At 38.3% G+C, this 25164-nt stretch carries 29 protein-coding genes and 4 pseudogenes; 13 read left to right on the forward strand and 20 right to left on the reverse strand.

The window, feature by feature from the left end:
- The first annotated feature begins 322 nt into the window (after nt 1-322).
- The 4 genes from nrdF (at nt 323) to brnQ (ending at nt 5617) form a co-directional block, all read left to right on the forward strand.
- Nucleotides 323-1336, forward strand: coding sequence for a class 1b ribonucleoside-diphosphate reductase subunit beta (gene nrdF, locus DYD17_RS02520; protein WP_115252649.1), 1014 nt, complete (start codon nt 323-325; stop codon nt 1334-1336).
- 3 nt (nt 1337-1339) lie between these two features.
- Nucleotides 1340-1813 carry a class Ib ribonucleoside-diphosphate reductase assembly flavoprotein NrdI gene (nrdI, locus tag DYD17_RS02525; RefSeq protein WP_115252650.1) on the forward strand — a complete coding sequence of 158 codons (474 nt, stop codon included), beginning with the start codon at nt 1340-1342 and terminating at the stop codon, nt 1811-1813.
- Nucleotides 1797-3983: a class 1b ribonucleoside-diphosphate reductase subunit alpha gene (gene nrdE, locus DYD17_RS02530; RefSeq protein WP_115252651.1), complete on the forward strand. Its 2187-nt coding sequence runs from the start codon at nt 1797-1799 to the stop codon at nt 3981-3983. The genes nrdI and nrdE overlap by 17 nt, the downstream gene beginning before the upstream one ends.
- Before the next feature lie 299 nt (nt 3984-4282).
- Nucleotides 4283-5617 (forward strand): branched-chain amino acid transport system II carrier protein, encoded by a 1335-nt coding sequence (gene brnQ / locus DYD17_RS02535; protein ID WP_115276327.1) that lies wholly within the window; start codon nt 4283-4285, stop codon nt 5615-5617.
- A gap of 482 nt (nt 5618-6099) precedes the next feature.
- Here the strand turns inward: brnQ and DYD17_RS02540 are convergent.
- Both DYD17_RS02540 and DYD17_RS02545 read right to left on the reverse strand, forming a co-directional pair.
- A pseudogene (locus tag DYD17_RS02540) lies at nt 6100-6507 on the reverse strand (DDE-type integrase/transposase/recombinase); the annotation flags it as partial.
- 35 nt (nt 6508-6542) lie between these two features.
- Nucleotides 6543-7693, reverse strand: a protein-coding gene (locus DYD17_RS02545) for an IS3 family transposase (protein WP_115276329.1) whose coding sequence is annotated in 2 segments (ribosomal slippage) — nt 6543-7441 and nt 7441-7693 — 1152 coding nt in all. Because the reading frame shifts where the segments join, the coding sequence is not laid out codon by codon here.
- A 231-nt stretch (nt 7694-7924) separates the two neighbouring features.
- Between DYD17_RS02545 and DYD17_RS02555 the strand changes: the two genes are divergently transcribed.
- Nucleotides 7925-8197 (forward strand): hypothetical protein, encoded by a 273-nt coding sequence (locus DYD17_RS02555; RefSeq protein WP_115252654.1) that lies wholly within the window; start codon nt 7925-7927, stop codon nt 8195-8197.
- A gap of 179 nt (nt 8198-8376) precedes the next feature.
- On the opposite strand, the pseudogene DYD17_RS02560 reads toward DYD17_RS02555, so the two are convergent.
- The 18 genes and pseudogenes from DYD17_RS02560 to DYD17_RS02640 all read right to left on the reverse strand — a co-directional run.
- Nucleotides 8377-8883 (reverse strand): annotated as a pseudogene (locus tag DYD17_RS02560) (transposase); the annotation flags it as partial.
- Between the two features lie 804 nt (nt 8884-9687).
- A complete protein-coding gene (locus tag DYD17_RS02565) occupies nt 9688-10140 on the reverse strand; it encodes a type II toxin-antitoxin system HicB family antitoxin (RefSeq protein WP_115252655.1) in 453 nt (150 codons plus the stop codon).
- Between the two features lie 39 nt (nt 10141-10179).
- The gene (locus tag DYD17_RS02570) at nt 10180-10362 is read right to left on the reverse strand and encodes a type II toxin-antitoxin system HicA family toxin (RefSeq protein WP_015647112.1); all 183 of its coding nucleotides are present in this window, start codon (nt 10360-10362) and stop codon (nt 10180-10182) included.
- A gap of 188 nt (nt 10363-10550) precedes the next feature.
- Complete coding sequence (locus DYD17_RS02575) at nt 10551-10934, reverse strand: DUF1492 domain-containing protein (RefSeq protein ID WP_115252656.1); 384 nt, start codon at nt 10932-10934, stop codon at nt 10551-10553.
- A 126-nt stretch (nt 10935-11060) separates the two neighbouring features.
- Nucleotides 11061-11561 (reverse strand): hypothetical protein, encoded by a 501-nt coding sequence (locus DYD17_RS02580; RefSeq protein WP_115252657.1) that lies wholly within the window; start codon nt 11559-11561, stop codon nt 11061-11063.
- A 69-nt stretch (nt 11562-11630) separates the two neighbouring features.
- Nucleotides 11631-12071: a hypothetical protein gene (locus tag DYD17_RS02585; RefSeq protein WP_115252658.1), complete on the reverse strand. Its 441-nt coding sequence runs from the start codon at nt 12069-12071 to the stop codon at nt 11631-11633.
- 328 nt (nt 12072-12399) lie between these two features.
- A complete protein-coding gene (locus DYD17_RS02590) occupies nt 12400-13917 on the reverse strand; it encodes a DNA primase family protein (protein WP_174221689.1) in 1518 nt (505 codons plus the stop codon).
- Nucleotides 13914-14159: pseudogene (locus DYD17_RS11375) on the reverse strand (primase alpha helix C-terminal domain-containing protein); the annotation flags it as partial. The gene DYD17_RS02590 and the pseudogene DYD17_RS11375, both read right to left, overlap by 4 nt.
- A 68-nt stretch (nt 14160-14227) precedes the next feature.
- Nucleotides 14228-14777: pseudogene (locus tag DYD17_RS11380) on the reverse strand (primase alpha helix C-terminal domain-containing protein); the annotation flags it as partial.
- Nucleotides 14774-15046: a MerR family transcriptional regulator gene (locus DYD17_RS02600; protein WP_017768772.1), complete on the reverse strand. Its 273-nt coding sequence runs from the start codon at nt 15044-15046 to the stop codon at nt 14774-14776. The gene DYD17_RS02600 and the pseudogene DYD17_RS11380, both read right to left, overlap by 4 nt.
- Nucleotides 15039-15389 carry a helix-turn-helix domain-containing protein gene (locus tag DYD17_RS02605; RefSeq protein ID WP_115252660.1) on the reverse strand — a complete coding sequence of 117 codons (351 nt, stop codon included), beginning with the start codon at nt 15387-15389 and terminating at the stop codon, nt 15039-15041. The genes DYD17_RS02600 and DYD17_RS02605 overlap by 8 nt, the downstream gene beginning before the upstream one ends.
- Nucleotides 15386-15664 (reverse strand): hypothetical protein, encoded by a 279-nt coding sequence (locus tag DYD17_RS02610; protein WP_115252661.1) that lies wholly within the window; start codon nt 15662-15664, stop codon nt 15386-15388. Before DYD17_RS02610 ends, DYD17_RS02605 begins: the two co-directional genes overlap by 4 nt.
- A gap of 10 nt (nt 15665-15674) precedes the next feature.
- Nucleotides 15675-15878: a hypothetical protein gene (locus tag DYD17_RS02615; RefSeq protein ID WP_115252662.1), complete on the reverse strand. Its 204-nt coding sequence runs from the start codon at nt 15876-15878 to the stop codon at nt 15675-15677.
- Nucleotides 15871-16074, reverse strand: a complete 204-nt coding sequence (locus DYD17_RS02620; RefSeq protein WP_018164433.1) for a hypothetical protein — start codon at nt 16072-16074, stop codon at nt 15871-15873. Before DYD17_RS02620 ends, DYD17_RS02615 begins: the two co-directional genes overlap by 8 nt.
- Nucleotides 16064-16339: a hypothetical protein gene (locus DYD17_RS02625; protein WP_115252663.1), complete on the reverse strand. Its 276-nt coding sequence runs from the start codon at nt 16337-16339 to the stop codon at nt 16064-16066. Before DYD17_RS02625 ends, DYD17_RS02620 begins: the two co-directional genes overlap by 11 nt.
- Before the next feature lie 521 nt (nt 16340-16860).
- Complete coding sequence (locus tag DYD17_RS02630; protein ID WP_115252664.1) at nt 16861-17466, reverse strand: BRO-N domain-containing protein; 606 nt, start codon at nt 17464-17466, stop codon at nt 16861-16863.
- Between the two features lie 51 nt (nt 17467-17517).
- On the reverse strand, nt 17518-18120 hold the full coding sequence (locus DYD17_RS02635) for a BRO-N domain-containing protein (protein ID WP_115253242.1): 603 nt from the start codon (nt 18118-18120) through the stop codon (nt 17518-17520).
- Between the two features lie 169 nt (nt 18121-18289).
- Nucleotides 18290-18493 (reverse strand): helix-turn-helix transcriptional regulator, encoded by a 204-nt coding sequence (locus DYD17_RS02640; protein ID WP_115252665.1) that lies wholly within the window; start codon nt 18491-18493, stop codon nt 18290-18292.
- 224 nt (nt 18494-18717) lie between these two features.
- Here DYD17_RS02640 and DYD17_RS11085 point away from each other — a divergent pair, with 224 nt between their 5' ends.
- The 8 genes from DYD17_RS11085 (at nt 18718) to glmU (ending at nt 25144) form a co-directional block, all read left to right on the forward strand.
- Nucleotides 18718-19260 (forward strand): helix-turn-helix domain-containing protein, encoded by a 543-nt coding sequence (locus tag DYD17_RS11085; protein ID WP_236593256.1) that lies wholly within the window; start codon nt 18718-18720, stop codon nt 19258-19260.
- A gap of 504 nt (nt 19261-19764) precedes the next feature.
- Nucleotides 19765-20910: a tyrosine-type recombinase/integrase gene (locus tag DYD17_RS02650; protein ID WP_115252666.1), complete on the forward strand. Its 1146-nt coding sequence runs from the start codon at nt 19765-19767 to the stop codon at nt 20908-20910.
- Between the two features lie 95 nt (nt 20911-21005).
- A complete protein-coding gene (locus DYD17_RS02655) occupies nt 21006-21242 on the forward strand; it encodes a DUF2829 domain-containing protein (protein ID WP_003049857.1) in 237 nt (78 codons plus the stop codon).
- The gene (locus tag DYD17_RS02660; protein ID WP_003049858.1) at nt 21235-21933 is read left to right on the forward strand and encodes a 3-oxoacyl-ACP reductase; all 699 of its coding nucleotides are present in this window, start codon (nt 21235-21237) and stop codon (nt 21931-21933) included. The genes DYD17_RS02655 and DYD17_RS02660 overlap by 8 nt, the downstream gene beginning before the upstream one ends.
- The gene (locus DYD17_RS02665; RefSeq protein WP_003049859.1) at nt 21930-22172 is read left to right on the forward strand and encodes a DUF3977 family protein; all 243 of its coding nucleotides are present in this window, start codon (nt 21930-21932) and stop codon (nt 22170-22172) included. The genes DYD17_RS02660 and DYD17_RS02665 overlap by 4 nt, the downstream gene beginning before the upstream one ends.
- A 17-nt stretch (nt 22173-22189) precedes the next feature.
- Nucleotides 22190-22639 (forward strand): ASCH domain-containing protein, encoded by a 450-nt coding sequence (locus DYD17_RS02670; RefSeq protein WP_115276330.1) that lies wholly within the window; start codon nt 22190-22192, stop codon nt 22637-22639.
- A gap of 1 nt (nt 22640) precedes the next feature.
- Nucleotides 22641-23603: a Gfo/Idh/MocA family protein gene (locus DYD17_RS02675; RefSeq protein ID WP_003049861.1), complete on the forward strand. Its 963-nt coding sequence runs from the start codon at nt 22641-22643 to the stop codon at nt 23601-23603.
- A 158-nt stretch (nt 23604-23761) separates the two neighbouring features.
- On the forward strand, nt 23762-25144 hold the full coding sequence (gene glmU / locus DYD17_RS02680) for a bifunctional UDP-N-acetylglucosamine diphosphorylase/glucosamine-1-phosphate N-acetyltransferase GlmU (protein ID WP_003049862.1): 1383 nt from the start codon (nt 23762-23764) through the stop codon (nt 25142-25144).
- Nucleotides 25145-25164: the final 20 nt, after the last annotated feature.

Consider the following 25164-nt stretch of genomic DNA (forward strand, 5'->3'; position numbering starts at 1 on the left):
ATTGGAGAAGTTGTGCTACTATATATTGTCATAAAAATATTGCAAAGCACTATATCTTGTGGTATCATGGTTTTATAAAAAATTAAGTATGCTTAATTTTTCGAGAAAAAAACGAACAGTGATAGTTGTTCAATAAGACAGTTGATAACATTCTAAATAGGAATGATCAAGCACCTAACATTTACCAATAGAAAAGCGCTGCTTAAATGCAAGTCTTTTTGTGCTACTTAAAACTCAGTGACGTTCTTTCTCTCACCTAGTGACATCTTAGGCTTAATGGCACTAGTTTCTCTTGTGAAAATATAAGCCTTGAAGGAGACGAATGACTCAACATTACTATGAGCGATCTCAATCGCCAATTGATTACGCCCTATCTAAGACCAAAAAGCAGTTGCGTTCGGTCAACTGGAACCACCTCAATGACGACAAGGATTTGGAGGTTTGGAACCGTGTTACCCAGAATTTTTGGTTACCTGAAAAAGTCCCTGTTTCTAATGACCTAACCTCTTGGCGGTCTCTAGGTGAGGACTGGCAGCAATTAATCACCAGAACTTATACTGGCTTAACGCTGCTAGATACGGTGCAAGCAACTGTTGGAGATGTGGCACAAATTCAGCATTCACAAACAGACCATGAGCAAGTCATCTACACGAATTTTGCCTTTATGGTTGCCATTCACGCACGGTCTTACGGGACAATTTTTTCGACTCTTTGCAGCAGCGAACAAATTGAAGAAGCTCATGAATGGGTGGTTTCCACTCAAAGTCTACAAGAACGAGCGCGTGTCTTAATCCCCTACTATACTGGCAATGATCCGTTAAAGTCAAAAGTGGCAGCAGCTATGATGCCAGGTTTCTTATTGTACGGCGGTTTTTACCTTCCATTTTACTTATCAGCCCGCGGGAAAATGCCAAACACCTCTGACATCATTCGCCTTATTCTGCGGGATAAGGTGATTCACAATTATTACAGTGGCTATAAATACCAACAAAAAGTAGCAGATCTTAGTCCAGAAAAACAGACTGAGATGAAGACATTTGTGTTTGACTTGCTCTATGAATTGATTGATTTGGAAAAAGCTTATTTAAAAGAATTGTACGATGGTTTTGATTTGGCAGAAGACGCTATTCGTTTCAGCCTCTATAACGCTGGAAAGTTTCTTCAAAATTTGGGATACGAGTCGCCATTTACAGAAGAAGAAACACGCGTTTCACCAGAAGTTTTTGCCCAGCTATCCGCGCGTGCAGATGAAAATCATGACTTTTTCTCAGGAAATGGTTCTTCTTATGTCATGGGCATAACAGAAGAAACCACCGATGACGATTGGGAGTTTTAAGGGATGGCAGAGCTGATTATTGTTTATTTTTCATCTAAGTCCAATAACACCCATCGCTTCGTGCAAAAATTAGGGTTGCCCGCCCAACGTATCCCGATAGATGATAGCCCAGTTGAGGTAGGTGTTGATTACCTACTGATTGTACCAACCTATGCTGCGGGCGGTTCAGATGCTAAAGGAGCAGTACCTAAACAAGTCATTCATTTTCTCAATAACCCTACTAATCGTAAGCATTGTAAGGGAGTGATTTCTTCTGGAAATACCAATTTTGGAGATACCTTTGCCATTGCAGGACCTATCATTTCTCAAAAATTACAAGTGCCTCTTTTACACCAATTTGAGCTATTAGGGACCGCTACAGATGTCAAAAAGGTGCAGTCGATTTTTGCCCGCTATCGACATCAGAAACACTCGAAACTTAAAAACAGACCGATGAACACAATACAGAAAGGACAACCTCATGTCACACCCCAATGAGTCATATCTCTCATTCAATGCCTTAACCCGATTTAAAAAAGCAGACGGAAGTTACCATTTTGATAGCGATACCATTGCTGTTGAACGCTACCTAGATGAACATATTTCTCCCAATCGAATGATGTTTCCATCTTTAGAAGAGAAACTAGCTTATCTCATTAAGGAAGGTTATTATGAGCAAGCTATCTTTGATCCCTATCCTGATGACGTTATCAAGGAAGCCTTTCAATATGCCTACCAACAAGACTATCGCTTTTTAAACTTGATGGGAGCCATGAAATTTTACCAATCTTATGCCTTAAAAACTTTAGATGGCAAGTATTATCTAGAAACAGTTGAAGACCGTGTGGTCATGAATGCTCTCTTTTTAGCAAATGGGGATCAAACGTTACTATTTAATTTGATAAAGGACATGTTACACAGGCGATTTCAACCAGCAACACCAACTTTTTTAAATGCTGGTAAAAAACGACGGGGAGAATATATCTCTTGCTACCTTCTGCGTATTGAAGATAATATGGAATCCATTTCACGGGCAATAGGGACCAGTCTTCAACTGTCCAAGAGAGGAGGAGGGGTGGCCTTATGCTTGACCAACCTTCGAGAAATTGGGGCACCAATAAAAGGAATTGAAAATCAGGCAACGGGTATCGTTCCTGTCATGAAATTATTAGAAGATTCCTTTTCCTACGCCAACCAATTAGGACAGCGTCAAGGTGCAGGTGCCGTTTACCTACATGCCCATCACCCAGAAGTTCTTACCTTTTTGGATACTAAAAGAGAAAATGCCGATGAGAAAATTCGTATCAAGTCACTAGCCTTAGGGTTAGTTATTCCAGATATTACCTTTCAATTGGCAAAAGAAAACAAAGAAATGGCCCTCTTTTCGCCATACGATATTAAACGCGTTTATGGTAAGGACATGTCAGACATTTCCATCACAGAGGAATATAACAAATTGCTAGCTAATCCAGCCATTAAAAAGACCTATATCAGCGCTAGAAAACTTTTCCAATTGATTGCAGAATTGCATTTTGAGTCTGGATACCCTTACCTCTTGTTTGATGATACGGTCAATCAGCGTAATCCTCATGCTCAAAAAGGACGGATTGTCATGTCAAATTTATGTTCTGAAATTGCTCAAGTGAGTACAGAAAGTACCTACAACGATGATTTGAGCTTCAAAGACATTGGAGAAGACATTTGTTGTAATCTGGGGTCAATCAATATCGCTGAAGCCATGGCTGATGCCAAACACTTTAGCCAGCTAATCACGACAAGTATCAGAGCTTTAGATCAAGTATCAAGAGCTTCTGATTTGTCTTGCGCCCCTTCTATTGAAAAAGGCAATGCAGCTAATCACGCTGTTGGCCTAGGAGCAATGAATTTACATGGCTTTTTGGCAACCAATCATCTTTACTATGATTCAGAAGAAGCTGTTGACTTTACAGATTTGTTTTTCCATACTATGGCCTATCACGCTTTTAAAGCCTCTTGTCAATTGGCTAAAGAAAAGGGGGCTTTTGCCGATTTTGAACAATCGACCTATGCCGATGGTTCTTACTTTAAGCAGTATGTGATAGAAGATGCCAAACCTAAAACAAAACGGATTGCTGCCTTGTTAAAAAGTTATGGCTTCCAATTACCAACTGTTGCTGATTGGAAGGCATTGGTAAGGGATATTCAAACCTATGGCTTAGCCAATGCACATTTATTGGCCGTTGCTCCGACAGGGTCAATCAGTTACTTATCTTCTTGCACTCCAAGTTTACAGCCAGTTGTTGCTCCTGTTGAAGTGCGTAAAGAGGGGAATTTAGGTAGAATTTATGTCCCGGCTTATCAGATTAATCAAGAAAATTATGCTTATTATGAACGTGGGGCTTATGAAATGGGTCCAGAACCCATTATTAAGATTGTAGCAGCAGCTCAAAAACATGTGGATCAGGCCATTTCATTGACTTTATTTATGACTGATCAGGCTACCACACGTGATCTTAACCGTTCTTATATTCAAGCTTTTAAACTAAAATGTGCTTCAATTTATTATGTTCGAGTGAGACAAGAAGTTTTAGCAGGCAGTGAACAATACGACGAGGATAGCCAGTTGGATATGGTAGATAAAAATGGACTTACAGACACAAACAATGAGTGTCAAAGTTGTATGATTTAGAGGAGCTGCATTGAAAAGTAAGTAAAGGAGTTTGAGAGCGATCTCAGCTCCTTTTAGCCTTTTTTTAAATCGCATTAGAACAGAAGTTACTCTCACTGATTATCCTTAAACAAACAACTGTCGAAATAGTTAGAAAATTTTGAAAAAACTATGGTATTTCTTCTAAATTTTGTTATAATAAAAACCAACTATTCAAATGAAGAGCGTTAATAACTGATCATTAGGGTTACTACACTCATTTGAAAGAGTATGATTTATGGAAAGGATGCTAGTCACGGGATTAGCATAAGTGGTCGCCTATGGTAAAAAAAGGCTTTTTAACAGGATTGCTTTTATTTGGCATTTTTTTCGGAGCAGGGAATCTCATTTTTCCACCAGCTTTGGGAGTGGCATCAGGTCAAGACTTTTGGCCAGCTATTCTAGGGTTTTGTTTATCAGGTGTTGGTTTAGCTATTTTGACCTTGCTTTTAGGTACTGTGACGAATGGTGGCTACAAGACAGAAATGGCTCAAAAGTTTAGTCCCTGGTTTTCGCTCACATTCCTTGTTATCCTTTATTTAACTATTGGACCCTTGTTTGCTATTCCGAGAACGGCAACTGTTTCTTTCGAGGTTGGATTGAGCCCAATTGTAGGGCACAGTCCTATCGCTTTATTGCTCTTTTCCGCTTGTTTTTTTGTGGCCGCCTATTTGCTTGCTATTCGACCAAATGGTATTTTAGATAGTGTAGGTAAACTCTTGACACCAGCATTTGCCCTGCTCATTTTATTACTTGTCCTAGTAGGAGCTGCTGTTTATGGCCATAACGATAGTGCAAAAACAAGTGTTGAGTATGCAGGAAAAGCTTTTGGTACTGGTATTCTTGCTGGTTATAATACTCTCGATGCCCTGGCGGCTGTTGCCTTTTGTTTGGTGGCTACAGAAACCCTTAAGAAATTTGGGTTTCAAAGTAAAAAAGAATACCTCTCGCCTATTTGGGTAGTAGGCATTGTCACCAGCGTCGCTTTTAGTATCTTGTATATCGGTCTGGGCTTTTTGGGAAATAAGTTTCCTGTCCCAGCAGATGTCTTGGCTGATCCTAATATTAATAAGGGAGCTTACGTGCTATCACAAGCTTCTTACCATTTATTTGGTTCCTTTGGCCGCTTCTTCTTAAGTGTTATGGTCACTCTGACTTGTTTTACCACAACGGTTGGATTGATTGTGTCGGTCTCTGAATTCTTTGCTAAAAGCTTCCGTTTTGGTAGATACACGTTTTTTGCTAGTGTTTTTACTTTTATTGGCTTTTTGATTGCTAATTTAGGTTTGAATGCTGTGATTACTTTTTCTATTCCAGTGCTGACTCTCCTTTACCCAATTGTTATCGTGATGGTACTGATTATTTTGATGAACAAATGGGTTCCCTTATCTAAAAAAGGAATGTCTCTGACCATTGGTTTGGTGACCTTAGTCTCCTTTATTGAGGTCTTAGCTAGCCAATTTCACCAAGACACCTTAACACATTTAGTGGAACTACTGCCTTTTCACGCTGTTTCAATGGGATGGTTGTTACCCACGCTTCTTGGCTTAGTTGTCGCTTTGCTATTACCAGATAAACAAAAGGGCACATCATTTGATTTAAGTCAATTCGATTGACCAGATAAGGGAAAAATATCTAAACAATGAAAATCACTCTGAACGTTAGACCTATTCTCTAAGATTCAGGGTGTTTTAACATGTCTGATGGTCAGAGAAGAAGTTACTAGTATCTGCGAGCTACCTATTACTGATAATGATGAAAAGGAAGACATTAATCTGCTTGACATGAAATGAAGGGTGTTTTTTGCTAATAATATGTCATACAAACTAGAGGGCAATCTAAAAAACATCTTATGGATAGTAGCCAAGGTAATTGTTTTCACAGTAGTTATGGCTGAAATTAGTAGGTTTGTGGAAATTTAGTCAATTAAGCTTTTACAAATAGAGCTTAGTATTTTACGTTTAACAGTGCTAAAACTTCCTATTCTCCAAATCTGGAGCGGTCAATTATATGAGATAAGAAAATGGAGAAATACGAATTTAAAACCCTTTGATATAGCGACACTGCACTCCATTAATGGGACAGAAGAAAAACACTTTTAGGCGACCAGTTTTCTATAGTCTACAGGCGACTGGTCGTTTAATCTCTGTTGAAGTCTAGTTTCATTATAAAATGTGATGTCATTTTTGACAATATCTGTTACACTATCTTTGGTTAAGTGTCTCCAGTTATGGAGATAGCAGGTTTCAGTCTTTAGAACAGAATGAAACCTTTCGATACAGGCATTATCTGCTGGTGTCCCCTTACGAGACATTGAGCGGATGATGCCTTTTTTGTTACAAACTTGATAGTAAGCCTTTGAGGTATATACCGAGCCTTGGTCGCTGTGTAAAAGTATTCCCTCAGGCCAAGATAGCTGATTGACCGTGTCCAGGATGAAGTCTGTATCCTGACAATCCGAGATAGTATCAGCCACAATTTCACGGTTGCAGAGGTCCATGACGGATGGACTTGTCAAGAAAAAATAGACCTAAAGTTAAGCTAATTAGTAACTATTTTTTCAAATTCTACAGGTGAGAGATACCCTAAAGCTGAATGCAGACGTTTAGGGTTATAGTAAGTCTCAATATATTTAAAAATCTCAAGCTGAGCTTGCTCAATAGTTGCGAAATGAGCATTATTGACAAGCTCTCTTTTTAATGTTCTATAAAAGGCTTCCATGAGTGCATTATCGTATGGATTACCTTTTCGACTCATACTGGACTTACATTTTTTCCGTCTAAGTAGGGCCTGAAATCGTGCCCCGGTATATTGAGACCCCTGATCTGTATGGACGATTACCCCTTCTTTAGGCTTTTCTCTATCATAAGCTTGATTGAAAGCCTCTGTTACCAACTTGTCTTGCTTACGTCGGCCAATTGCCCAACCAACAATCTTTCTACTATAAACGTCTATAAAGACAGATAAATAAAGTATTCCTTCTTGTGTAGGGATATAGGTTAAGTCTCCTAGCCATAATTTATTCTTACCAGTCGCTTGGAAACATTGATTAACAAGATTGGGACGAGTTAATGAAGAACATCGACGGTTATAGTATTTATAGTTATATCGACTTTCTTTAGCATAGAAACCTAACTGATGAAGGAGTCTACCAACACGTTTATGATTGACATGCATGCCACGTCTACAAAGTTCTTGGGTAATTCGTACACTTCCGTAACGCTCTTTATGTTCATAGAAAATGGCTTTAATCATTTCCTTCAAGGCTTCATTCTCAACATGCCTTGAAGATGGAAGACGTTTTAAATAAGCATAGAAACCTGAACGGGAAACTTGAAAAGTTTGACAGGCGTGATGACTATTCAAGCTAACACTATTTTCCTTCAGAAACCGAAATTTTATTTCCGGTTTGGCTTCAAGAAGACCTGGAACTTTTTTAGAAGAGCTAATTCCTCCTGTAGCAGTTTGTTCTCTTTTTCAAGTTTTTTTATCTCAAATTGAGCATGATGAAGTGCGCTCCCGTGTCCTGGGAACGCACTTTCTCCATATTTTTCATATTCTTGAACCCATCGATAAAGACTATTGGGATGAATTTCTAAAGTTGAACTAACCATTTTTACAGACTGCTCTTCCTCAAGGATGAGTTTGACAGCAGAGAGTTTGAAGGCTTTATCAAAGGTTTTTCTTGGCATAATGACTTTTCCTCGTTTCCACTTAATTTTGTGTCTACTTTATTATACCAAGCCCATTCTTGTGTTTCATTTTATGGGTGCAGTGCCAGCTATTATAAGTTATAATATTTTTAGGTGTGACTTAAATGATATTTTTATTGTTTTTTTATAAAAAAAGATACATTTAATTAAAAAATTTGGTATACTACAGAGGTACGAAGCAGTACAAAAATTTTAAGGAAGGACATCATAATGTCAAAACATAAAATAATAGGTTTAGCGGTAATGGTTATCATGACCTTCTTATTAACAAACAGGGAAGTGAATGCTCATGAAGTGACAGCTACCTTTGTACCCCCGACAACTCCACGGGTATCAGATCCCTGTACTATTGAACCAATAGGAAATAAAAACTTCATTAATTACATGCCGCCAGGCGGTAGAGGATCAGAAGGTAAATTGACTGAAATCCTAAGTAAACAATTAGAAAGTGGATTGTCTGAAGGTATATTAATCTCCCGATAGCTGACAAGATGCTAATAGATAAGACTAATAAAGATCAAGCCTTGTTGCTTGGTCTTTTCATTGTTTATCAAAAATAGCTAAGATACAGCAGTATTCATGGTTATAGTAAATTTAATCCCATACTAAAAAAGTGTACTGTCAATAATTTTGTGTAAACCCAAGAGTAGAGTTGCTTAATATTAATCAAATAAGCTATCAAGTGTGTCAAAACATGTTCCAAATCCTTTATGAATACGAGCTCCAAACTTAATATGATAGTCCTCAAAAATGCTTAAAAGTGACCGTTCTAAGGCTTCTTCATTTGGAAAAACCACCCGCTTCTTGTTTTGTTGCTGAATTTCTTTGTTGAGTGATTCAATCAAGTTTGTAGAGTAAATACTAGACCAAATGTGATGTGGAAATTGATAGAAAGTTAGGAGATTTTCAGTCATTTCAAGTGATGCCATGACCTTTTTGTAACGAGGCCTCCATTCAGAGACAAATTGCTCTAATAATTTAGTAGCCTCCTGTGAATTTGTGGCACGGTAAACCTGCTTGAACTGATTCAGAATAGGTGCCTTATCTACTCGCTTAACCTTACTGGAGATATTACGACCAATGTGAACCAGACACCGTTGCTATTTAGCTATTGGATAGGCTTGTTGGATGATTTGATCCACACCGTTAAATCCGTCCGTAACAATTAGTACTTACCTATAAAACACTTATTTCAGGTTTAACTAGCCTCATGAGTAATGTAATAATAAATTATTACATGATTCGATGTGTTAAAACCTACTTGTTGCAAAGCGAGGAACACTTAATGGCTAATCATACTAATTTTCTCTCCAATGGTAAAAATGAGAGCCTTATGCTATAATTGTCGCAATAACTCCTCTTTTGTGGCAAAATATCATGAAAGAGGTCAAGCAGTTTCCTGTGATCATTGGGACTGACAAAATTACTTAACCTGACAATCGTTAACAAAGACAAAGGAGAAAACCATGACATTTGAAGAGATTTTGGAAAATGTCTAGGAATGGCTTGAAATAGGCGTTTATAGCCTTTAAAATTGTGGACTTTTTGAAAAATTATAGTCATAAATTTCCCTTGACAGTCTCCCAAAGTCCACAAAAAGGTGAACAAAAAAAGACCTAAAATAGGTCAATAAATCATGAGTTCAGCAGGCAAGAACTAGCGTAGTCATCAGCTACGCTTTTTTAGTTGCTTTTGCTTATCTGATAGGCTTATTATACCAAAAAAGGGAGGGTATGACCTCACGGGCTGACTCTCCCTAATCGGCTAGACTATGCAAGCCTCCAGCTGTGATTATAATTATACCATGTTATCACTCGAATAGATAAACGCTGCGAAGCGCGTGGTTGACAATTTTGTTGACCTTAACAAGTCAGTTTCAAGCTATTGTCACGCGCAAACCTACTGTATTTTACTGTTTCATACTGTAGCCAATAACGCAAAAACAGACCGAAAACGGTGTCGGTCTGCTAATATTAAGCATGAATTTTTTTATCTGCAATAGCGTCTGTTAAGGTCTGTGAGAAATTTAGCCCCAACTCACGCCCTAAAGTATCCGCCCAACGTGGGATAGTTAGAGTTTTCTTTATAGGTTCTTGACTGCCTAAATAATCGGCGACATCTACCATAACCATAGAAATAAAAGACTTACTAGGGTCATAGATAAGCTCTATATCCTCATCATCACGGAAAGGGTTATTATCTGCTAAAGATAAGGTGTTAATAGGGGTAGGAGTGGGAATATCTCGCCCATTCTCAATATAATCAGCTAGATGTATACCTAACCAATCACTAGCCATTGCCATAGCGTCTGCCATATCTTCGCCCTGAGTTGCTGAATGTTCAAAATCTGGGAAAGTGACAAAGTAAGGGGCGTTAGCTCCGTCTGTATCGTCAAAATAAAATAAAGCTGGATAAGTGACAAGCATAGTTTACCTCCAAAATGAAAGACAAGCGGGGGACTGCCTTTATAACAGCCCTGCTTGCTTTTTGATACCCCTTTCGGTGTATTTGTTAATTTCACCGTGGGGAATGGTTATAGGTCGCTCGCCTGCTTTTTCAAGTTTAACGTGTGACCCTTTACCCCCTTTGGTCTTTGTCCAACCGTTGGCGGTAAGAAGTTTAACCATTTCTTTTTGTGTCATAGGCATAGCGCTTTTACCTCCTGACAATATCATTATATCATACGTGTAATACGTATTCAAGTAAAGATTGTTATATTTCTAATCAATAGTTGGTAAATCAAAAATAGCCCCTAAAATCGTTTCTAAGGGCTTTTGATTAGTCTGTGGTTAATTTATCGGACAAGGTAAAACACGCGCCAAAATAGCGCTAATTTTTAAGTCTCTGACTGTTTTAGTTGATTTTGTAACTGTTCTAAACTCTTAATAGCTTTTCTGCGTATATTTTGTAACTCCCTATCATTCATACCTAATACATTAGCTAGATTTTTAGTTTTTATGCCTTTGATATATTGTGCCGTTAATACATCACGTTGCCTTTTATCTGATAACTGATTGATTAAGTCAGCCATATGTTGCCGTCTAGCTGTGATTTCTCTAATGGCTGTTAGTATTTCAGTTTCTTGGGGTTCTAGTAGTGCTGGCTGTGATTTGAATTGTTCCCTTACCTGTACTAACTCGATTTCTAGGTTTTCAATGAATGGCTTTAAGTCTCTAGCGTTTCTTAGTTGCTCGTTAATTGTCATATTGATTTCAAACATAATTTAATACCTCAATATGACTATGATTATATCAAAAATACTATTTAACGCCTTTGTTAAGTCAGTTTATTTGTTTGGGAAATAGCGGAACGCTCTTTATTTGTTCGTTTTGTAAATGTACCCTGTTTATTTAAGTCCACCTAACCAATAACTTACCCCTTTATCTAAATAGCTAGTAAACTTTCTGTAATGCCTCCTGTATGTTTTAGCTCTCATTCTTTTTGGACGGCTAGGAAAATTATCATAATCAACGTACCCTTTTTCTGGATAGTAACTGGGGTCTATTTTCCTAGCCTCTTTGAAAGCTAGTTCAAAATAATACTGGCAGTCTGTTTTACTTCGGTTCAAAGTTGCCCTATGCCTATCTTGACAAGTACCGCAAGCAAAGATAAGGCTATTTTTGAATAGTTTTCTACACCTCCTACCACAAATAGGGCAAAGGAAGAAGTAGCGGACACCTCCATAAGTTCCTGGTATGCTGGCTAGGTTTATCTCTTGGCTATCGTAGTTAACAGTTAGGTTATTAAGGTCAATAGTGATACCTACTCCCTTTAACTTACCAGATATTTTTGATAAGCCTTTTTGTTTCAGTGGTTTGGTTATGCTTTCTATGGTCAATTCAATCATTTCACCCCTCCTTATAGAGAAAACCCAAATTTATTGATTAAAAAACAAAAGAGGCTATCACCTCTCTGTTCAATCTTTGGCTAGTATCCCACTGACTGCCATATCTCGGATAAATTGTTTTTCAGTTTCTTCTGGTAGCTCTAACAAATCTAGCAATTCACCTAGTGCTTGTTTATCTGTGCTGGCAATCATTTTCTTTAGGATTGTTTTATATTGCTGTTCTAGATAGTCGCAAAATGCCAATCTTTGGGCTTGTGTTGGTGTTGCATTCAAAGCCATATAATAAGCTTCAGCTATCTGTGAGAATAGTTTAGCACGCGCCTCTGGGTGCTTGTACAGTTCATAGATATTTAGACTTGTATCCTCCGCCTGTAACTTTTGGGCTATTTCCATTAGTTTAGGAATATCGCTAGGCTCAATAGGTGTATCATCAGCCATATAATTTAGGCGGTGTTTCTCAAGTTCTAATCTATCCTTTTCAGCTTGTTCTAGGTAGTCGTTTTCTATCATTTTTTAGTCTCCATTTCTTATTTTAAGAAAAATTATGTAAAATTCCGGCAAATGTTACCAACTTTCAAAAATCTTGGTAACACGTTTTAACCTAGTATTATCAAGGGTTTAGAGGGTGTCGTTTTCATGTTACCGTCTTTTGAAAAATTATTCCTATAGAAAAGATGAAATGATTTCCAACTCCTATATATATAAATAAAAATCTTGGTAACATGGTAACATTTTGATAATTTAGAGGTAAAAATTCAGTATTATCAAGGGTTTAAGCCACGTTACCAAGTTTTACAATCTTGGTAACATCTTGGTAACATGGTAACAAATTAACTGGTTAAGTTTCTTTATGGATACCTTTAGGTGTTCCTGTCAGCTTTCTTCTGTAAAATCCATTAGGGTCTAATGTTTTGTGGTCGTTTAATGGCACTCTACCATTTTTTATAGTGTAAGTTTTTTCAGTCTCCTTATTCAGTACCGCAAGCATCTTTTTACCGTAACCGTATAAATTAGCGTTCTTTATCCCCTCATCTTCTGTAAATTCTTCTAGCCATTGTTTGATAATTGGTAAGGGGACATGTTGCAACTCATGGTAGCCATTGGGGATATAAGTTCCGACCACAAAAGAATAATAAAAATCGTTGTCCTCTTTGTACTCGTCTAACATGTCTTTGACTGCTTTAGGTTCAATGAATTTATCAAATTCCGCCATATTTAGGATTTGATAAAGTACCCACTCTAAAAGCTCTTTATTTTTGATAAAGTCGTCTTTGATTTCTGGGCGCTCCACTGTGCCATTAAAATCAGCGTTAAATGGCACGATACACAGCCGCCTATACCAGCCTTGTGACTTGTTGCGACTTCTAGGGATACCATTACCAGAAAAGATACATAATAGGCGATAGGTAGCCTCATAGGGCTGTAAATGTTTAGGGTTTACTTGAATAGTATCGCCTGTGACGATACTCATTAGGTCGGAAACACTATCAAGGTATTTATCAGAAATATCATCACCAATATTACAAACTTTTCCATTAAGAGCTGAAAGTAGGTGCTGTTCTTGAAATTGGTCTGGTTTAATGTTGCTAATGTTTTCCTTGCCTATCAGATTTTCTAATAGAGCTTGAAATGTCCCTTTTCCGTTGTTCCCATCTCCAGTTAAAATGACCATCTTTTTGCGCGTGCGGTTGGGATTGATAGCCTCGTTCATGACTTGCCAAAGTAGTGTAATGATTTCCTTATCGTCACAAGCAAGAGTACCTAGCCACTTATCAAAATCGAACCAACCGCCTAAAAGGGTTTTTTTAGCCTCTGGATTGTATGTTGTGGTTATCTTGGTTGTGATAATATGCTTAGGGGTAAATGCTTCTAATTGTTTAGTATGTAAGTTAAAAATGCCATTTCTGACTGGTATTAAATAACTTTCCTGCATAGGGGGCTTGATTTTTGTTTCTGTCCTTAGAAAAATAATCACTTCTTCGGTAAATCGCTTAGATGTCAGCCTGCTATCAAATTTTAGAATTAGCTTATTGACTATATCACGGCTGGCAATATAATAGCCTAAATCTAAATGATAGATATATAGCTGGCTACTGTCTGTTAGTTTACTGTAGCCAATAAAGGTAAAATAGCAATTTTTGAGTAAAATATTAGCTACCTCAGCAACACTAGGGCGTGGTATTTTGGTTTCTACCTCGCCTTTTCTGTTACCTTTAGTGATTTCTTTTTCTTCTTTATGTTCATCGCGCCAAGCCTCGCCTAATGATTGTAAAAGTTGGTACAGCTCTTTCATAGTTTGGGGCTTTTTAACCTGTTTGGTGCTATCCAATTCTTGTTGTAATTCCTTGATATTCACATTCTTGACCTCTTTCTAATTTCAGATTTTACGATACTTTCAAAAGTTCTATCTAATTCCCTTTGTGGGATTGGCTTATTAGTTACGCTATTAGCTATTTGTGCAAGCTCGTAGGCTGTTTCTACGTCACAATCAACCCATTTATTAAGGAGTAGCCCCACAAAGCGCGTGAGTGCCACGTTACGCCCTCCCTCGTTACCAAAACCATGTAATAAGGTATCTATCACGCGCATAGTCATAGATTTTCTTTTAGGTTGTCGGTTATCTGTATAGAGTGGTGCAGTAGTGGGATAATCAGATAATGGCTGACTAGGTACGATATAATCATACCCCCTGTTCACAATTATTTGATAATCTGCTGGGTTTCCTGTTGTCACTGGTAAGCCTTGTAATTGTGACCATGTAAGGCTTGCTGTATCATAAGGTAAGCCTATTTTTTCAGCTATTTCCGTTACAATTTTCTTATAGGTTACCTCATTCATCACATTACTAGGTTTGACAACAAGCCTAAAACGCTGTTTTTCGGTTGTGTGCTTAATAGTTGGGTAAATGATATAGGAAAAGGCACTAAGTGCCTCAGAAACGATTTTAGGGAGGTCTACGCCTGTTTCTATCTCATCATAATCAAGGAAAATCAAATCACGATAGACAAGGCTAGCATTATTACGCTTATAACTCCCATTGGTATCTGGTTTCACTTTACCACTCAAACAGTAAGGGGCTTGGGTTTGTTTGTATTCTTCAATATTAGCCCCTTTGGGAACTATTTGAGGTTTGAACCGTGCAATATATTCAAAAGGTTCTAACTTATCGAAAGGGTGCAAGGTATTGCTGAAACCTCTAGCCTCGTATATTGTCATTTTTCAGCTCCTAGAAATATTAAAAGGTCGTCAATTTTATAAAAGACTTTGCGCGTGTCCTCGATAGGAGGGGTAAGCCTTTTTAAGCCTGCACGCTCCCAACGTTGCAAAGTTTTATAATCTACATCCAGTTCATCTTTTATCTGTTTGGGAGTGATCAAGCCTGTTATCCGTGGTTTGGGTTTTAGATATTCTTTTAGAAACCCAGATATTAGTGATAATATGCCGCGTTTTAGACTGTTTTCACTCTCTTTGCTTAAACTAAACATTCATATCAGCCCCTTTCAGTAACTCCTTATAGCTATCAAGGTCAGCATTTAACAAAACACTTAGGCGCTTTTGTTCTTCCTGTACTTGATTGTAAAAGGCTTTAGCACCATCTAATAGCTCAGCCTTATCTGCTGGGATAAAGTACCCACGATTAAAACCATGCCTTACGCCAATGATAGGAACGCCGTAGCGCGTGATTAAACGGCTAATGATACTTTGTACTGTCCTTTCCTCTAACTTTAAAATAAGGGCTATCTCTGCCCCTGTGGTAGGGTTGTCAGCTCCTACCTTGATAAGATTAAGGACACGTCTATAATTCTCTGGTAGCGGTGGTAGTATCATTCTGTTACCTCCGTTTGCCTGTCTGGGTTAGTAAAGGTTATTTGATTTGTTTTAACCCCATAAATCATGTTATCTAGTAGCATTGATTGCCCTTTTAGAACTCCTATGACAGCCTCTTTAGTCCGCTGGTCGATAATAATATCGCCTAACAAGTCTTGGATTTTATCAAGGTTTTCTTTCCCACGTTGGCAACTATTTGAAAAAATCGCTTTAGTAAAATACGGTTTGTCTGGTGCATTTTCTGGGTTTGGGTAAATGTCTATTGTGTATGTCATGTAATGGCTCCTAGTTATAACGTTTGCCTGCAAGCTGAATATAACGCCCATAGCGCTCTTTTACGTGGTCTGTGGTGTTTTCCTCTACTTCATCAATTTGTGGGCTAATATCAAGCTCTATATAGCTCTCATAACGCCATAACAAGACGAGAATAACCAAACATACGACAATCAAGATAATACTTTCAGTTGGTGTTAAATTTAACTCATTCATTGTCATACTCCTTGAAAAATCTATCTGATAATTCTGTGTGTTCTGAAACAAGATGCTTTAGCCCATTGGTTGCTACTGCTACAAGAGCTGTTGCTTTGTCTTGGTCAATATCACTAATAGCCATCTCTAAGGTGCTGATAACATTTTCCAGCTCTGCACATAGCAATTCATAGTTGCTTAAAATCTTATCGTTCATGTTGTCTAATAGCCTCCAATTCTTGATCATCATCACAATTTATCAACTTACAAGCAATTAAATCTAGGTCTTGATATAGCTGTCCAGTTATTTCAAAAATAACGCTAAATGCTTGTTTCATTTGATGATGCAAAATTGTGTTATCTGCTCCAGCATTATCAGCAAGCAATAAAGCATTGCCTAGCTGTTGGATAATTTCAATACGTGGGAGCAACTCAGCGATTTGGTTGCCTTGTTGCTTGATGTTTCGTGTGCTTAATGCCATATTTTGATACCTCGTTATCATATTTTCTGGGTAATTGCCTCATGCTCTCGGTCGCCCAACTTGTAAGCATAGGCTGTAATAGGTTCTTTTCAAATTGGTTTCTTGCGTTATGTCATTTTTAAGAGTTATGTCTCTCCGTATGGTCAAGATACCTAAATCATGGTATAATCTAAGTATCAATAAATGACTAAAATCCCTTTAATAACGGCTTGCCTGCCATATTATTGTGATTTAGTTGATAGTGAAAGGCTTGGAAGTTTGGTCGCTCTCAAAGCCTTTTTTGTTGCTCTCACGCGCCTACTAGGTGCGTTTTTTCTTTGCCTTCAGAACGTTCATTGTGTTCGATATACAAATGGTTCAAGTCTCGAACTGCTAGCTCTAACATGATCCGAGTTGATGGCTCAACCTCGGCTAAGTCATCTAAATCATCAGCAACTATATCTAACGCTTATATTATTGTTAGTAAATTAGCGACTAACGTTTGATATTCTAACTTCTCTTTATTCACGATTCACCCCTTTTTATTGTCTGCTGTAAATGGTATCTGCAACGCTGAAATCAAGCCCAAATTTATCTCTCATCACCATAAGTTCAACGGTATCATCTAGGATTTCTTCACGGTCTTTTAGCATTGATTCGGTCATATCTGACTTACCGACCATCTTAGAAAAACCGTATTTATTTGATACTGCCTTATTAGCAATAGTATTAGCCTTGATAAGGTCACGTTTAGAAACTGATTTTAAACCTATTTCTAACTTTGCCATAGCTTGTTTTTGGTGTTCCTTATCCAATATCCTGAATACTTGGAAACCTTCAAGCCCTGTCACTTGGCGTAGTTGCTTAATCGTTTCAAATACCCACTTTTTAAACTGCTTAGCTTCCTTTTTGCGACTTGAAAAAATAGCTTCGTAGATACCGAACTCGTTAACAATAAGAGTTTCTTGCGTTCTGCCCATTCTATCTTTTATGCCCACCCTTGAAAGGTGGTCACCTTCTAAACGCGACCGAACTTTATCAGTCCTTAAATTTAAAGCGCGTGTAATATCGGACAGCACTGCCCACCACTCGCCATTATGTTCTACAAAACGGATACTGTTGCCATTCCAATTTTCTACTTTTTGCATAGGCTTTTCCCTTTCTTGCCGTCTAAATATACTAGGTTCATGGTTTGCCTCCTATTGTCCTGTTAACTGATGCCATTTCTCACTGCTTGCGTCTTCATGGCTCAAAGTCAGAATGATACGATTGATAACTACCATGCCTTTATTGATGTCACTGATATTATCTAGTTTCTGTAAGTCAGCAAGTTTACCTTTGATATAAGACAAGTCGTCTGTTGCTGGTGTCGGTGTTGGTTCTACCAACTCGCCTGCCATGTAATAACCTTTTAGTCGGATTTCTTTTAGAATTTCCTTAACGGCTTTTTTAAACTCTTTGGCTAGCGGTTTGCGTGATTGAAAAAGCACTTCATATAGTCCTTGCTCGGTTAAAAACCAAACTTTTTGACCTCTACGGAAATTATCCGTAGTGCCTTCTAAAGGCGTAGCCTTCACTTTTTCATCTTCGTCTACTTTTCTTAACATAGTCTGTACGTCATAGTAACCTTGGCTAGTCTTTCCGTAGTCAATCATTTCAGCTACTGCCCTAGCCATAAATAATGGATTTTCAAAATCTCCATAAACGTCCAAAGCGTGACCATTGAAATTATCGGTATAGATAACTTGTAAATGTTGCCCTTGGTCGTTTGTCTCTTCAAAAATACTTACTTGTGTTGTCATAGTTTCTTTTACCTCTCTATATACTACTAACTTGGTTCGGTTTGTGTTTGCCATGCGCCCACTTTGTCCAACCGTTGGACAATCTCTACCAAGTTCATGTTATAGAAAGTTCTCAGCTCGTCTATGAATTTGCTATAATTCCTTTTCATACTTGCTTGCTCCTTTGGTCTTATGAATAAAATAGTTCATCAATGGTAATATCTGGCTTGATTTCTTTAGCAACCATAGCTTTGATTAACAATCGCTCTTTATCATTGAACGGTGTTTTTCCAAGTTCCTTGTTATTGTATGACTGTAAAGAAATATCTAGCTTTTTAGCCATTGCTTGTTGTGTCAGACCAAGCATGACACGGTATCCTTTGAGTTTGCTCATTGTTGTCCTCCTTTCTGTGATAATCCCCCGTAGATTGAAAGCGAAAAAGTTGTTTTTGGGGGATGAGTTTTGCGTAAACGTCATTTTGTGGCGTACCAAAAAACTATGTTTATGATTATAATGTCATTTTATAGCGTTGTCAATAGTTTTTTTAATTTTTTTACGTCATTTTTTGACTTTTTTAAAAAACTTAATTATAATCAACTTTGAAAGGTTGTTATATTATGAATAGATTGAAAGAATTACGACAAGAAAAAAAGCTATCTCAAAAAGAGATGGCTCTTGAATTACAAACCCCTCTTAGAACTTATCAACGCTGGGAAAACGGAGAAAGCCAAATCAAACCAGACAAAGCCCAAGCCTTAGCAGATTATTTCGGTGTATCGGTTGGTTATCTGTTGGGGTATAGTGAATATGAAAAAACAACGGATATTAAAAACCTTGTGTATGATACACCTTATGGAGGTGCTGCTGGAATAGTGTACGATGAGATAGCAAAAAAAATCGGAGAAAAACGTATGAAACGTTTTTTAGAAAATACAGCTTCAAATACATTCATACAATTTTCAATGTTTGACAACGATAACGACTTAATGCACACAAAGGAAGCAGAAATGATACTATTATTCGAGCTCCTCGATAATTCAGATAAACAACTTGTTTTCGATTTAATTAAAAGTCTTTCTGACAAAATAGTCGGAGAAGATTTCGAAGGCTATCCATTAAATAAATGGTTAGAACTTGAAGAGAAGAAAAATAACCACTAACCCACGCGCCAAAATATCTGGACAAAACTCAACTTTGCCCAACATTAGCTCTAAAAAATGTTAGGGTTTTATAGGCTGAAACATGCACATACTTTTCCACACCTTAAGCAAGTAGGAACTTTTCAGACCTCGACAAAAAGTCACTATTAGTCACTATGACAATGCTGACTCAGGGACGTGTAAAAAATCAACATTCCAAAATCTGAAAGATAGGTTTTTCTAGGTTTTTCACTCAAAAATTTTGAAGTACTTTCTCTATTTGTCCGTTTCGTAAACACTCCATAACTTACGACACCTTGCTAAAACCTTTACATTTTTCATTTATCAAATAAACGCCATATAAAGCCCGTAGCGCTATTTTATGATTTGGCTATATAAATTATCATCTTACCCCAAACAAACGAAAATAGGGGCTTTCTCGTAAGCCTCAGCATGATATAAACCTAATAACTCAAAATCTTTTTAATAACGGCTTGCCTGCTGATGTTTAGAAAGGTTTTTATCATGAAAATCAAACCAATTACAAAGAAAAACGGTACTATCGTGTACCGTGCTAATGTTTACTTAGGTACTGACCAGGTAACAGGTAAGAAAGCTAAAACAAGCGTAACAGGTAGGACAAGAAAAGAGGTTAAGCAAAAAGCAAAGCACGCGCAAGATGAATTCATTTCTAATGGCTACACGGTTACTAAAGTTGTGCCAATAAAGAATTATCAAGAATTGGCTGAGTTATGGCTAGAAAGTTACCAGCTTACGGTAAAGCCTCAGACATTCATAGCAACTAAGAGAATGCTCTATAATCACTTAATACCAGTCTTTGGCGCTTTGAAATTAAATAAGCTATCTGTTAGCTATATTCAAGGTTTTATTAATGATTTATCTAGAGAGTTGGTACATTATAGCGTTGTTCACTCTATCAATAGGCGTGTTTTACAATATGGGGTATCTCTCCAGTTATTGCCATTCAACCCTGCGCGTGATGTCATGTTGCCCAAAGTACCAAAAAAGGAAAATAAGGCTATTAAGTTCATAGCTCCAGAAGATTTAAAAGCGTTAATGGCTTACATGGAAAAGCTAGCCAATAAGAAATTTAGCTATTTCTTTGATTATGTTCTGTACAGCGTTTTACTTGCTACTGGTTGCCGTTTTGGGGAAGTAGTAGCCCTAGAATGGTCTGATATTGACCTAGAGAATGGAACTATCAGCATAACCAAGAATTACAGTAGGTTATTAAAGTTAATTGGTACGCCAAAAAGCAAAGCAGGGGTAAGGGTCATCAGCATAGACAAGAAAACAATCAATCTGCTACGCCTTTACAAGAATAGGCAACGACAATTATTTATAGAGACTGGGGCGTATGTTTCTGCTGTGGTGTTTGCGACACCTACGAAAGAATATCAAAACATGGCAACTAGACAGGAAAGTCTAGATAGGCGGATTGCTGAAATTGCTATCCCTAGATTTACCTTTCACGCTTTCCGACACACTCACGCTAGTTTATTGCTTAATGCTGGTATCAGCTATAAAGAATTACAATACCGTCTAGGTCATGCTACGTTAGCTATGACCATGGATATTTATAGTCACCTTTCCATGGACAAAGAAAAAGAGGCTGTTTCCTATTACGAAAAAGCCATAAATTCTTTATAAGTCCACAAAAAGGTGAACAAATTTATATTTTAGAACTCATAGGCTAATTGAAAAGCCTATTAAATCAACGATTACAGACGATAAAGGAGACAATCATGACATTTGAAGAGATTTTACCAGGCCTCAAAGCGAAAAAAAAATACGTTAGAACAGGTTGGGCAGGTGCTGAAAACTATGTTCAACTCTTTGATAGCATCGAACAAAATGGCCAAGCTCTTGAAGTAACGCCTTACTTCTTGATTAATGTGTCTGGCGAGGGAGAAGGCTTTTCTATGTGGGCGCCAACCCCATGTGATGTGCTAGCCACCGATTGGGTAGAAGTTCATGACTAAACGCGTCCTTATCACAGGAGTATCATCAGGCATCGGACTAGCGCAGGCCCGTCTTTTTTTGGAAAATGGCTACGCAGTCTATGGCGTTGACAAGTCAGAAAGACCTGACTTGCCCGGAGACTTTCAGTTTTTACAACTGGACGTTAGCGGCGATTTAGCTGCGCTTCACGACTTTGCACCGCATGTGGACATCATATGCCACACCGCAGGAATCCTCGACGACTATAAGCCCTTACTTGATATTAGTGATGCCGATATTGACAAAATTTTTCAGGTCAACCTTTTTGCAACTATCCGAATCACTCGCTATTACTTACCCCAAATGGTTGCTAATGGTTCTGGCATTATCATCAATATGTGTTCTATTGCTAGTTTTTTAGCAGGTGGTGGCGGAGCAGCTTATACAGCTAGCAAGCACGCCTTGGCAGGTTTTACCCGTCAGCTAGCTCTTGATTATGCCAAGTCTGGTATTCAGGTTTTTGGCATTGCACCAGGCGCCGTTAAAACGGCCATGACACAAGCAGATTTTGAACCTGGAGGCTTGGCTCAATGGGTGGCCGATGAAACTCCGATTGGGCGCTGGTTAGACCCAGCAGAAATTGCTGAGCTTACCCTCTACTTAGCTTCAGGAAAAGCAGGAGCGATGCAGGGAGAAATCCTTAAAGTTGATGGTGGCTGGAGTTTGAAATGACCAAGTATATTGAGATTGGCTTGGGCAATTCCTGGTTGGTTCGCACAGAATACGAAAAAGATGATGGAACGGAAGTTGAGGTTAGAGGTATTTCAGGAGCTGTTCATCCGAGGTCTATTTACCTTAGAATTTGGCTGGGTTATACCGTTTGGATTTTGGATTTCAAAGAAGGGTTTAAACAGCAAACCAAGTCTCGTAAGTCATTCAAATGTGTTGTTGGCATTGTATCAGAGCTTTGATAGATAAAGGAGAAAAAATGACAGTAGAAGAATTATGGCAGACCTATCAAAAGATTAATCCTGGTATTGGTGATGAGTTTGATGCTTGGGCCTTTGGGGTTCAACCGGATTTATTAGCAAAGCTCGTCTTAGAAGGAACTAAAACAGCAACAGCCTCTGCTTATGATTTATATAGTTTAGATCAGGAACCCCTTCCACAGGTTGGAACTTATGATGTGGTGCTAGATGGTCAAGGGCAGGCAGTTTGTATCATTCAAATTACTAAGGTTGAGGTTCTTCCTTTTAATCAGGTATCAGCAGAACATGCTTACAAAGAAGGAGAAGGGGATAGGAGCTTGGATTGGTGGCGACAGGCCCATCAGGACTTTTTTCAACCTTATTTTGAAGAGGCAGGGCTTGTTTTTTCTGAACAAAGTCCCATTGTTTTAGAAGAATTTCAAGTGGTTTACCCACAGTTAGGAGATTAAGATGAAATTAGCAATTTTAGGGACTGGAATGATTGTCAAAGATGTTTTGCCTGTCCTACAAGAAATTAACGGTATTGACCTTAAAGTTATTGTTTCCACGCCTCGTAGTATAGATGTGGCTAGAGAATTAGCAAAAAGCTTTGCTATTTCAACGGCTACAAGTGATTTTGACAGTGTTCTTGCCTCAGAAGATGTGGACACCGTTTATATCGCAACCCCTAATCATTTGCATTATGATGGGGCAAAAAAGGCTCTTCTAGCCGGCAAACATGTTATCTGTGAAAAACCTTTTACCCTAACAGCAGGGGAATTAGATGAATTAGTGGTGATCGCTAAAGAACGAAAGCTCATTTTGTTAGAAGCGATTACCAATCAGTATCTGAGCAATATGACCTTTATTAAAGAGCACCTTGATCGACTGGGGGATATCAAAATTGTAGAGTGCAACTATTCTCAATATTCGTCTCGTTATGACGCCTTTAAGCAAGGTGATATAGCACCAGCCTTTGACCCTCAAAAAGGTGGTGGAGCCTTGCGCGATTTAAATATCTATAATATTCATTTTGTGGTAGGCCTATTTGGCAGTCCCAAAAAGGTTCAATATTTAGCTAATATGGACAAGGGAATTGATACGTCAGGCATGCTTGTCATGGACTATGAGCAGTTTAAAGTGGTTTGTATTGGGGCGAAGGATTGCACGGCAGAAATCAAGTCCACTATTCAAGGCAACAAAGGCTCACTTGCAGTGCTTGGAGCAACGAATACCCTCCCTCAAGTTCAGTTAAGTTTATACGGTCACGAAGCAGAAGTGGTTAATCTTAACAAACATGAACACCGCATGTATGAAGAATTCCTTGCTTTTAGGGATATGATTGACCAAAGAGACTTTGAGAAAGTGAATCAGGCTTTGGAACACAGCAGAGCGGTCATGGCTGTATTGGAGCGTGCTGTTAATTCTCAATGAGACATAGCAAAACAGATAAGTCGTGCGTGACTTGTCTGTTTTTTACAGTTTAAAGGTCAAAAAGTGGTTGATCTAGGGAAAAGAGAGGAAGAATCGAGAAAAAGAGAGAAAATATGCTATAATGGGATGGTATTTATCACATTATTAAGGAAAAACGTATGACAAATTATGCAATTATTCTAGCTGCGGGTAAGGGCACCCGCATGAAATCAGATCTTCCTAAAGTGCTTCACCATGTTTCTGGCTTAACCATGTTAGAACACGTTTTTCGCAGCGTAGCAGCGATTGAACCTGAGCAAAATGTGACCGTTATTGGCCACAAAGCAGATATGGTACGTGACGTATTAGCAGACCAATCCGAGTTTGTGTTACAAACAGAACAGCTAGGCACAGGACATGCTGTTATGATGGCCGAAGAAAAGTTAGCAGGACTAGAAGGTCATACCTTGGTGATTGCAGGCGACACCCCTTTAATCACCGGTCAAAGCCTCAAGAGTCTGATTGATTTTCACGTTAACCATAAAAATGTTGCTACGATTTTGACTGCCACAGCGCAGGATCCTTTTGGCTATGGTCGTATTATCCGTAACAAGGATGGTGAAGTGATTAAAATTGTTGAGCAAAAAGATGCCAGCGATTTTGAACAACAAATCAAAGAGATTAACACAGGAACTTATGTCTTTGACAATAAGCGTTTGTTTGAAGCCCTTAAAAACATTACAACAAACAATGCCCAAGGGGAATATTACCTAACAGATGTGATCTCCATTTTTAGAGATCATAAAGAAAAAGTCGGCGCTTACACCCTCAGAGACTTCAATGAAAGTCTTGGTGTTAATGATCGTGTGGCCTTAGCAACAGCTGAAGCAGTGATGCGCCAACGCATCACCAAAAAACATATGGTCAATGGAGTGACTTTCCAAAACCCTGAAACAGTCTATATTGAAACTGATGTTGAGATTGCACCGGATGTTTTAATTGAAGGAAATGTGACCTTGAAAGGGAAAACACGCATCGCAGCCGAATGTGTCTTGACGAATGGTACTTATATTTTGGATTCTGAAATTGGTCAAGGAAGTATCATCACCAACTCAATGATTGAATCTTCAAGTTTAGCTTCTGGTGTCACTGTTGGGCCTTATGCCCATATTCGCCCAGGAACAAGTTTGGCTAAAGATGTGCATATCGGTAATTTTGTAGAAGTAAAAGGATCCCATATCGGAGAAAAAACCAAAGCGGGACACTTGACCTATATCGGAAATGCTCAAGTAGGTTCTAAAGTGAATGTTGGAGCAGGAACCATTACCGTCAACTACGATGGTCAAAATAAATATCAGACAGTTATTGGAGATTACGCTTTTATTGGTAGCAATTCAACTCTTATTGCTCCCTTGGAAGTTGGGGACAATGCTTTAACTGCAGCTGGCTCAACTATTTCTAAGACAGTACCAGCTGATAGCATTGCTATTGGGCGCAGCCGCCAAGTGACCAAGGAAGATTACGCTAAGCGTCTTCCTCATCACCCAAGTCGAAGCAAATAACTCAAGATCTATTTAGTAAG

Source organism: Streptococcus dysgalactiae subsp. dysgalactiae (genome assembly GCF_900459225.1).
Lineage (GTDB): Bacteria > Bacillota > Bacilli > Lactobacillales > Streptococcaceae > Streptococcus > Streptococcus dysgalactiae.

Excerpts from the sequence above, each read along its gene's own strand:
- nrdF (WP_115252649.1), top strand. The coding sequence starts at position 323 with ATGACTCAACATTACTATGAGCGATCTCAATCGCCAATTGATTACGCC.
- nrdI (WP_115252650.1), top strand. The coding sequence starts at position 1,340 with ATGGCAGAGCTGATTATTGTTTATTTTTCATCTAAGTCCAATAACACC.
- nrdE (WP_115252651.1), top strand. The coding sequence starts at position 1,797 with ATGTCACACCCCAATGAGTCATATCTCTCATTCAATGCCTTAACCCGA.
- brnQ (WP_115276327.1), top strand. The coding sequence starts at position 4,283 with ATGGTAAAAAAAGGCTTTTTAACAGGATTGCTTTTATTTGGCATTTTT.
- DYD17_RS02555 (WP_115252654.1), top strand. The coding sequence starts at position 7,925 with ATGTCAAAACATAAAATAATAGGTTTAGCGGTAATGGTTATCATGACC.
- DYD17_RS02565 (WP_115252655.1), bottom strand. The coding sequence starts at position 10,140 with ATGCTTGTCACTTATCCAGCTTTATTTTATTTTGACGATACAGACGGA.
- DYD17_RS02570 (WP_015647112.1), bottom strand. The coding sequence starts at position 10,362 with ATGCCTATGACACAAAAAGAAATGGTTAAACTTCTTACCGCCAACGGT.
- DYD17_RS02575 (WP_115252656.1), bottom strand. The coding sequence starts at position 10,934 with ATGTTTGAAATCAATATGACAATTAACGAGCAACTAAGAAACGCTAGA.
- DYD17_RS02580 (WP_115252657.1), bottom strand. The coding sequence starts at position 11,561 with ATGATTGAATTGACCATAGAAAGCATAACCAAACCACTGAAACAAAAA.
- DYD17_RS02585 (WP_115252658.1), bottom strand. The coding sequence starts at position 12,071 with ATGATAGAAAACGACTACCTAGAACAAGCTGAAAAGGATAGATTAGAA.
- DYD17_RS02600 (WP_017768772.1), bottom strand. The coding sequence starts at position 15,046 with ATGTTTAGTTTAAGCAAAGAGAGTGAAAACAGTCTAAAACGCGGCATA.
- DYD17_RS02605 (WP_115252660.1), bottom strand. The coding sequence starts at position 15,389 with ATGATACTACCACCGCTACCAGAGAATTATAGACGTGTCCTTAATCTT.
- DYD17_RS02610 (WP_115252661.1), bottom strand. The coding sequence starts at position 15,664 with ATGACATACACAATAGACATTTACCCAAACCCAGAAAATGCACCAGAC.
- DYD17_RS02615 (WP_115252662.1), bottom strand. The coding sequence starts at position 15,878 with ATGAATGAGTTAAATTTAACACCAACTGAAAGTATTATCTTGATTGTC.
- DYD17_RS02620 (WP_018164433.1), bottom strand. The coding sequence starts at position 16,074 with ATGAACGATAAGATTTTAAGCAACTATGAATTGCTATGTGCAGAGCTG.
- DYD17_RS02625 (WP_115252663.1), bottom strand. The coding sequence starts at position 16,339 with ATGGCATTAAGCACACGAAACATCAAGCAACAAGGCAACCAAATCGCT.
- DYD17_RS02630 (WP_115252664.1), bottom strand. The coding sequence starts at position 17,466 with ATGCAAAAAGTAGAAAATTGGAATGGCAACAGTATCCGTTTTGTAGAA.
- DYD17_RS02635 (WP_115253242.1), bottom strand. The coding sequence starts at position 18,120 with ATGACAACACAAGTAAGTATTTTTGAAGAGACAAACGACCAAGGGCAA.
- DYD17_RS02640 (WP_115252665.1), bottom strand. The coding sequence starts at position 18,493 with ATGAGCAAACTCAAAGGATACCGTGTCATGCTTGGTCTGACACAACAA.
- DYD17_RS11085 (WP_236593256.1), top strand. The coding sequence starts at position 18,718 with ATGAATAGATTGAAAGAATTACGACAAGAAAAAAAGCTATCTCAAAAA.
- DYD17_RS02650 (WP_115252666.1), top strand. The coding sequence starts at position 19,765 with ATGAAAATCAAACCAATTACAAAGAAAAACGGTACTATCGTGTACCGT.
- DYD17_RS02655 (WP_003049857.1), top strand. The coding sequence starts at position 21,006 with ATGACATTTGAAGAGATTTTACCAGGCCTCAAAGCGAAAAAAAAATAC.
- DYD17_RS02660 (WP_003049858.1), top strand. The coding sequence starts at position 21,235 with ATGACTAAACGCGTCCTTATCACAGGAGTATCATCAGGCATCGGACTA.
- DYD17_RS02665 (WP_003049859.1), top strand. The coding sequence starts at position 21,930 with ATGACCAAGTATATTGAGATTGGCTTGGGCAATTCCTGGTTGGTTCGC.
- DYD17_RS02670 (WP_115276330.1), top strand. The coding sequence starts at position 22,190 with ATGACAGTAGAAGAATTATGGCAGACCTATCAAAAGATTAATCCTGGT.
- DYD17_RS02675 (WP_003049861.1), top strand. The coding sequence starts at position 22,641 with ATGAAATTAGCAATTTTAGGGACTGGAATGATTGTCAAAGATGTTTTG.
- glmU (WP_003049862.1), top strand. The coding sequence starts at position 23,762 with ATGACAAATTATGCAATTATTCTAGCTGCGGGTAAGGGCACCCGCATG.